9 protein-coding genes are annotated in these 6,780 nt (G+C 71.4%); 4 read left to right on the top strand and 5 right to left on the bottom strand.

Annotation, left to right across the window (positions count from 1 at the left end; all coding sequences use genetic code 11):
• Positions 1-123: 123 nt before the first annotated feature.
• Together ABZU46_RS30460 and ABZU46_RS30455 are read left to right on the top strand one after the other, a co-directional pair.
• Entirely contained in the window at positions 124-1,848 is a 1,725-nt protein-coding gene (locus ABZU46_RS30460; protein ID WP_354863156.1) for a glycerol-3-phosphate dehydrogenase/oxidase, read from the top strand.
• Between the two features lie 172 nt (positions 1,849-2,020).
• Entirely contained in the window at positions 2,021-3,028 is a 1,008-nt protein-coding gene (locus ABZU46_RS30455; protein WP_354863155.1) for an RNA polymerase subunit sigma-70, read from the top strand.
• A gap of 21 nt (positions 3,029-3,049) precedes the next feature.
• On the opposite strand, the gene ABZU46_RS30450 is transcribed toward ABZU46_RS30455, so the two are convergent.
• From ABZU46_RS30450 to ABZU46_RS30430, 5 genes are all read right to left on the bottom strand, one after another.
• Positions 3,050-3,613, bottom strand: a complete 564-nt coding sequence (locus ABZU46_RS30450; protein ID WP_354863154.1) for a dihydrofolate reductase family protein — start codon at positions 3,611-3,613, stop codon at positions 3,050-3,052.
• Positions 3,614-3,719: 106 nt separating this feature from the next.
• Positions 3,720-4,040 (bottom strand): hypothetical protein, encoded by a 321-nt coding sequence (locus ABZU46_RS30445; RefSeq protein ID WP_354863153.1) that lies wholly within the window; start codon positions 4,038-4,040, stop codon positions 3,720-3,722.
• Entirely contained in the window at positions 4,037-4,468 is a 432-nt protein-coding gene (locus ABZU46_RS30440) for a MerR family transcriptional regulator (protein ID WP_354863152.1), read from the bottom strand. Before ABZU46_RS30440 ends, ABZU46_RS30445 begins: the two co-directional genes overlap by 4 nt.
• A complete protein-coding gene (locus ABZU46_RS30435) occupies positions 4,468-4,803 on the bottom strand; it encodes a rhodanese-like domain-containing protein (protein ID WP_354863151.1) in 336 nt (111 codons plus the stop codon). The genes ABZU46_RS30440 and ABZU46_RS30435 overlap by 1 nt, the downstream gene beginning before the upstream one ends.
• Positions 4,784-5,161 (bottom strand): hypothetical protein, encoded by a 378-nt coding sequence (locus tag ABZU46_RS30430; RefSeq protein ID WP_354863150.1) that lies wholly within the window; start codon positions 5,159-5,161, stop codon positions 4,784-4,786. Before ABZU46_RS30430 ends, ABZU46_RS30435 begins: the two co-directional genes overlap by 20 nt.
• 279 nt (positions 5,162-5,440) lie before the next feature.
• Here ABZU46_RS30430 and ABZU46_RS30425 point away from each other — a divergent pair, with 279 nt between their 5' ends.
• Positions 5,441-5,902, top strand: a complete 462-nt coding sequence (locus tag ABZU46_RS30425; RefSeq protein ID WP_354863149.1) for a DUF6153 family protein — start codon at positions 5,441-5,443, stop codon at positions 5,900-5,902.
• A gap of 147 nt (positions 5,903-6,049) precedes the next feature.
• The gene (locus ABZU46_RS30420; RefSeq protein WP_354863148.1) at positions 6,050-6,655 is read left to right on the top strand and encodes a DUF305 domain-containing protein; all 606 of its coding nucleotides are present in this window, start codon (positions 6,050-6,052) and stop codon (positions 6,653-6,655) included.
• The last annotated feature ends 125 nt before the right edge of the window (positions 6,656-6,780 follow it).

Here is a 6,780-nt window from a genome sequence, read left to right as displayed (position 1 = left end):
CGGTGGACGGACCGCGCGCGGACGCCGCCGCCCTGACCTGATCCGACCGACGTGGGGGGGGGGGGGCGGGGCCGGGCCCCCCGGCCCCCCCCCCCCCCACCCTCCTCAGGAGAGAGAAGACGCATGCTTTCCGCGACACTGTCACCGGCCGCCCGCGAGCGGTCCCTGGCCGCCCTCGGCAGCGGCCAGGAACTGGACGTCCTGGTGATCGGCGGCGGCGTCACCGGCGCCGGCTGCGCTCTCGACGCCGTCACCCGAGGTCTGTCGGTCGGGCTCATCGAGGCCGGCGACTGGGCCAGCGGTACGTCGAGCCGGTCCAGCAAACTCATCCACGGTGGCCTGCGCTACCTGGAGATGCTCGACTTCGGGCTGGTCCGCGAGGCCCTGCGCGAGCGGGGCCTGCTCCTGCAGCGGCTCGCCCCGCACCTGGTCCGCCCGGTGCCGTTCCTCTACCCGCTGCGCCACCGGGGCTGGGAAAGGTTGTACGCCGGCGCCGGCGTGCTGCTCTACGACACGATGAGCCTGTCCGGCCGCCACGCGCGCGGCGTGCCGACGCACCGGCACCTGAGCCGCCGCGGGGCGCTGCGCGCCTGCCCGTCGCTGCGGCCCGAGTCGCTGGTCGGCGCTCTGCAGTACTACGACGCCCAGGTCGACGATGCCCGGCTGGTGACCTTCCTCGTCCGCACCGCCGCCGCGCACGGGGCGTACCCGCTGTCGCGGGCCCGCGTCGTGGGTTTCCTGCGCGAGGGCGCCCGGGTTACCGGCGCGCGGGTGCACGACCTGGAGACCGACCGGGTGTTCGAGGTGCGCGCCCGGCAGGTCATCAACGCCACGGGGGTGTGGACCGACGACACCCAGGCCCTCGTCGGTGAGCGGGGCCAGTTCCAGGTCCGCGCCTCCAAGGGCATCCACCTCGTGGTGCCGCGCGACCGGATCCGGTCCAGCACCGGCCTGATCCTGCGCACCGAGTCCAGCGTGCTGTTCGTGATCCCGTGGGGCCGGCACTGGCTGGTCGGCACCACCGACACCGACTGGGACCTGGACAAGGCGCATCCGGCGGCGACCAGCCGGGACATCGACTACCTGCTGGAGCGCGTCAACGCGGTGCTGGCCACCCCGCTGACCCGCGACGACGTCGAGGGCGTGTACGCCGGCCTGCGCCCGCTGCTGTCCGGAGAGTCCGACGCGACCGCCAAGCTGTCGCGGGAGCACACCGTGGTCAGTCCGGCGCCCGGACTCGTGGTGGTGGCCGGCGGCAAGTACACGACGTACCGGGTGATGGCGCGCGACGCGGTCGACGAGGCGGTGCGCGGCCTCGGCGGCGCGGTGGCCGCCTCGTGCACCGACCGGGTGCCCCTGCTGGGGGCGGAGGGCTACGTCGCCCGGTGGAACCAGCGCCGCCGGCTGGCGCAGCAGTCCGGCCTGCACACCGAGCGCGTGGAGCACCTGCTGCGGCGCTACGGCGCCGCCGTCGACGAGGTGCTGGCGCTGCTGCGGGAGGACCCCACGCTCGGCGAGCCGCTCGACGGCGCGGACGACTACCTGCGGGTGGAGGTCGTCTACGCGGCGTCCGCCGAGGGGGCGCTGCACCTGGAGGACGTGCTGACCCGGCGCACCCACATCTCGATCGAGAGCTTCGACCGGGGCCTGATGGCCGCCCGGCCGGCGGCGACGCTGATGGCGCCGGTCCTTGGCTGGGACGACGAGCGGGTCGACCGGGAGGTGGCGCACTACGTCGCGCGGGTCCGGGCCGAGCGGGCCGCGCACGAGCAGCCCGACGACGCGGCGGCCGACGCCTTCCGGCTGGACGCGCCCGACGTGGTGCCGGCGGTTGCCGTGGCGACCTGAGCGGGCTCCGGCGGTGTGCCCGCACCAGCTGGTCCTGGCACTCGTCTTTGTTCTCCGCCGGTCGAAGGCGCGCCGACGCGGCCCTAGGTGTCGGCGGCTTCACCGATCAGAAATCCTCCGCCACGTCGTCGGTTCCTTTAGCACTCACGCACCGGTGGAAGGATCAACGACCATGACCGACGCCAGACCGCTAAGCGCCACCGAGGCCGCGTTCATCGCGGCGGTCCACTCAGGCGACACGGCGCGGTTTGCACTCATCACGGAGCGCCACCGGCGTGAGCTGCAGGTGCACTGTTACCGGATGCTCGCGAACTACGAGGACGCCCAGGACATGACGCAGGAGACGTTCCTGCGAGCGTGGAAGAAGCGGGAGTCGTTCAGGGGCCACGCGGCCGTGCGGACCTGGCTGTACCGGATCGCGACGAACGCCTGCCTCGACTTCCTGGAGAAGCGCAACGACCGCACACCCGTACCGTTCGAGCTGCCGAACCCCGACTCCGAGCTGCTGTACCTGCAGCCGTACCCCGACCGGATGCTCCCCGAGGACCCGCTGGAATCGGTGGTGGCGCGGGAGACGATCGAGCTGGCGTTCATCATCGCCGTCCAGCACCTGCCGCCGCGGCAGCGGGCGGTGTTCATCCTGCGCGACGTCCTCGGCTGGCCGGCGTCGAAAGCCGCCGACGCCCTTGAGCTGACCGTCGCATCGGTGACCAGCGCACTGCAGCGGGCCCGTGTGACGATGCGCGAGCAGCTGCCCGACCGCCGTCTCGACTGGCGGAGCCCCGCCACCCACGAGCTGTCGAATGACGAGCGCGGCGCGGTGAAGTCGTACATCGAGGCCCATGAGCGCAACGACCTCGACGGGCTGACGTCCCTACTGCGCGACGACCTGCGTTTCGCGATGCTGCCCGATCCGGGCACCGTGACCACGACGGCCAGGGAAGCGGTGGACGGCTGGGTCTCCCATGGGCTCTTTCAACGCGGCTACGACGACTGGCGCGGTATCACCACGACGATCAACCGCATGCCGGCCGCCGCGCTGTACCTCCGCACCCCCGACGACCCGGAGTACCGGCTGTTTACCATCGCGGTCCTGCACATCGTCGACGGGAGGATCGCCGAGCTCACCGGATTCGACGCCACCGACAAACCATGGCTGGGCCTGCCTCCGACACTGTGATCAGGCGAGTCCGGCCCGTGCTCATCGCCTCGTCTCGTACCGGGTCAGTATCACGCCGCCGGGAAACGGCCGCGTCTCCACCAGGTTGAGGTTCACCCAGCTGTCCAGGGCCGTGAAGAACGGCGTGCCGCCGCCCAGCAAGGCCGGTGCGGTGACCAGCACGTACTCGTCGATCAGCCCGGCACGCATGGCCGCTGCGGCAAGTGTGGCGCCGCCGATGTCCATGGGGCCGCCGTCTTCGGCCTTGAGCCGGGTGATCTCGGTGACCGCGTCGCCGGTGACCAGGCGGGTGTTCCAGTCGACCGTGCGGGTCGTCGAGGAGAACACCACCTTCGGCATGTCCCGCCAGCGGCGGGCGTACTCGATCTCCGCCGGTGTGGCGTCGGGCTGCTGGTCGGCGGTCGGCCAGTGGGAGCTCATCGCCTCCCACAATTTGCGCCCGTACAGCGCCAGGCCGGTCGCCCCCACCCGGTCGGACCACCACTGGAACAGCTCGTCGCTCGGTACGCTCCAGCCGAGGTCATCGCCAGGCGCGGCGACATAGCCGTCCAGGCTCACGTTCATAGCGAAGATCAGTTTCCGCACCGTGCCAACCTCCCGTAAGTCCATTTAGTACGTACAGACGGGCGCGGCGCGAAAACCTCATCGGTGTGCGATCGGCCCCGCAGGTAAGCCCTCGCGCCCCGGGGGGTCAGCAGCCGCATCCAGTGCTATGGCAGCCGCATCCCGCTCCAGCAATGGCACGCTGGACCGAGCGACGGCGGTGCAGCCACCACATGCCGAGCGCAAGAGCCACCAGTCCGGCGGCGATGGCGAACAGCGTCTTCTCCAGGATCGCGGCGCCCGCGCCGGTGAGCACCCCGGCGGCGATCAGCAGAGGCAGCGCGCAGCAGGCGGCGCAGGCGAGGACGGCGAGTCCGCCGGCAACCTTGCTGCGCCGCGGCGGCGTGTTGTCGATCTCCCCCGGGGCTGGGTTCGGGATGCGGGTCGGCGGCGGGACGGGCTGGCTCATTCGCGTTCTCCGGAGGGTCGAGTGGTGCCGATGGTCAGATACGGGATCGGGCAGTCCGTGCAGGTGCAGTTGGTGAGGCTGTTGCAGCGCGCGTCGACGACTTCGGTGAGCGTGGCGCGGATCGCGGTCAGGTCGGCGATCTTCAGGTCGATCTCGGCGATCTTGTCGATGGCGCGTTGCCGCAGATCCGCGCTCGGGTGCCGGTGGCGGCCCGCGTCGAGCAGCTCGGCGACCTCGTCGAGGGTGAATCCGAGTCGCTGCGCTGCCTTGATCACGTTGAGCAGGGCGACCGTGTCGGCTGGGTAGAGGCGGTGCCCGCCGTTCGTCCGTGACGGTTCGGCGAGCAGGCCGCGGCGCTCGTAGTAGCGCAGCGTCTGGATGTTGACGCCGGCCTGCTCGGCGACCTCGCCGGTGCGCAGCCCGTCCATCACGACGCCCGTGCCGTCGACCGGGTACCGGCGAACGGCAACCCAGCCTGGGCCCAGTCGGCCTTGCCGCCGTCGTAGACGCGTACGTCGGTGTAGCCGAGCCGCTCGAACGCCGCGGCGGCGGCCTTCGAACGCGAGCAGGCCGGGCCGGAACAGGAGGTGACCACGGTCCGGTCGCGGTCCGGCGCCAGCCGGGCCGCCAGGTCGGCGGACAATTCACCGGGCAGGTTCACCGCACCGGGCAGATGGTCCGCCTCGAAATGAGCTGCCTCGACGAGCGTGACCTCACCGGCATCGAGCAGTTCGCGAAGCCGCTCACAACTGATCCGCTGCACGACGCTCCTCTCGGCTCGCGGTGCGAGCGGCAGCGTCACGGGCGCGGCGCGCGAGAGAGGCCAGAACCTCGCCATGCTGGGGCGGCACCGCGACGTCCAGGGTCACGGCCTCCCCGTCGCCGATACGCTCGACTGCGACGGTGAAGTCGAAGAACGAGCAGCATTCGGTCTCGCGAGCGGCAAGGTCACGCACCGTGGCCGCCAGACCCGCCGGGCCGGCCAGACGCAGGCGCGTGTGTGTCGCGTCGAGCTGGTCCACCTCGCGCACGGCGGTGGCGAACAGTTCAGCAAACTCCGCCAGCCGCAACGGCTGTTGCGCCGTCGGTAGCGTGCAGGCGTCCGGAATCACGAAAGACATGCCGCCTCCTCGAACCTGGGCGCCATCGGCGCCGTCCGGTCGACGGTAAGCCTGTACCTGGGTACCGGATGCAACCCCTGGGCCGACACGACCTTCGAGGCCGCTGCCGGACCGCGCCGCTACCTCCGTAAAGGATGGCCACGATCGGGTCGCGTCGCAGCTCGCACGCGTGTCGGTGCGCCCGTGCGTTGGTCGATCTGGTGGGTCAACCGTCGACTGTCGGTCACGTTCGGTGCGGGTGTCAGGGGTCCCCGCCCGGTGGGTGGGTACGGTGGTTGCGTGACAGGCGCGCGGGCAGTGGGCGCCGGGCCGATGGCCCGGTGGGTGCTGCTGGCCTGCACGCTGTTCGGGCTCGCGGCGATGCACACCCTCGGACACGCCGGGATGCGCATGGGCACCCACCATGGCCACGGGCCGGCCGGTGCGGTGGCCGTGGCTGGCGGGATGGACGTGCCGGCGGAGGTGGCGGCCGCGGTGACTGCCGTGACCGATGAGTGTCCAGGCTGCGCGCACGTGAGCGGTCCGCAGGGCCCGGGGCGCGATGGCATGCCCGGTTGGAGTGTCTGCCTGGCGGTGCTCACCGGTCTGGCGGTGCTCGTGCTGTTGATCGCGCGGTGGTGGGCGAGGCCGCGTCCGGTCGGTTCGCAGATCCGCAACGTCAGCGCGCTGTCGCGGGTATTGCGGGGCCCGCCGCGGCCGGTGGGTCTGAGTCTCGCTCGGTTGTCGGTGCTGCGCACATAGAACCTCCGCTGCGCCGCTGCTGCCCGTACGGCATTGCGCGTACGGCAGGGCGTGCGCCGAGGTTCTTCTCGCACGTTCACCGATACCGAAAGGCTTCTTGTTGTGTTGACACGTTCTGTTGTGCTGCGCCGTGCCGGACTGGCCGGCGTGGCGGTGACCGCTGCGGTGCTGCTGTCGGCCTGCGGCGGCGATGACTCCACGGGCTCCGGGATGGGCCACGGCTCCGGCATGGGCACCAGCGCGCCGGCGGCCTCGGCGAGCGCGGGCGCGGGCGCGGTATTCAACGACGCGGACGTGATGTTCGCTCACATGATGGTCGTCCACCACCGGCAGGCGATCGAGATGGCGTCGCTGGCCGATACCCGGGCCGCCAGCAGCGACGTCAAGGCGCTCGCCACGAAGATCAAGCAGGCGCAGCAGCCTGAGATCGACACCATGAACGGGTGGCTGACCGCCTGGGGCAGGCCGGCCCCGATGGCCAGCGCGAGCGGCATGGACATGGGCATGGGCCACGGCGCGATGCCCGGCGTCATGTCCGACGCGGACATGACCCAACTGGCGAAGGCCAAGGGCGCCGAGTTCGACAAGCAGTTCCTCACCATGATGATCAGCCACCATCAGGGTGCGATCAGCAGGGCCCAGCAGGAGACGGCGCAGGGCAGCAACCCGGATGCCAAGACTCTGGCGGCGAAGATCATCGGGGATCAGCAGGCCGAGATCACCCAGATGCAGGAGCTGCTGACGAAGGTCTAGACGGTCAGCGGCGGGGGGGGGCCGGGCCGGCGGGGGGGGGGCCCGCCGCCCGGGGGGGGTGGGGGGGGGGGTTGTGGTTTTTTGCCCGCAGGTCCCCCTCCCCCCCCGCCCAAAAACACCCATAG

The sequence above is a fragment of the Micromonospora sp. NPDC005197 genome, assembly GCF_040608295.1.
Classification (GTDB): domain Bacteria; phylum Actinomycetota; class Actinomycetes; order Mycobacteriales; family Micromonosporaceae; genus Micromonospora.
The sequence above is the reverse complement of the archived record's forward strand: the minus strand, read 5'-3'. Positions and strand labels throughout refer to the sequence as shown.

Bases quoted from the DNA above. Each gene is read 5' to 3' on its own strand.
- ABZU46_RS30430 (WP_354863150.1), bottom strand. From the start codon at position 5,161: ATGTCTTTCGTGATTCCGGACGCCTGCACGCTACCGACGGCGCAACAG.
- ABZU46_RS30440 (WP_354863152.1), bottom strand. From the start codon at position 4,468: ATGGACGGGCTGCGCACCGGCGAGGTCGCCGAGCAGGCCGGCGTCAAC.
- ABZU46_RS30460 (WP_354863156.1), top strand. From the start codon at position 124: ATGCTTTCCGCGACACTGTCACCGGCCGCCCGCGAGCGGTCCCTGGCC.
- ABZU46_RS30445 (WP_354863153.1), bottom strand. From the start codon at position 4,040: ATGAGCCAGCCCGTCCCGCCGCCGACCCGCATCCCGAACCCAGCCCCG.
- ABZU46_RS30455 (WP_354863155.1), top strand. From the start codon at position 2,021: ATGACCGACGCCAGACCGCTAAGCGCCACCGAGGCCGCGTTCATCGCG.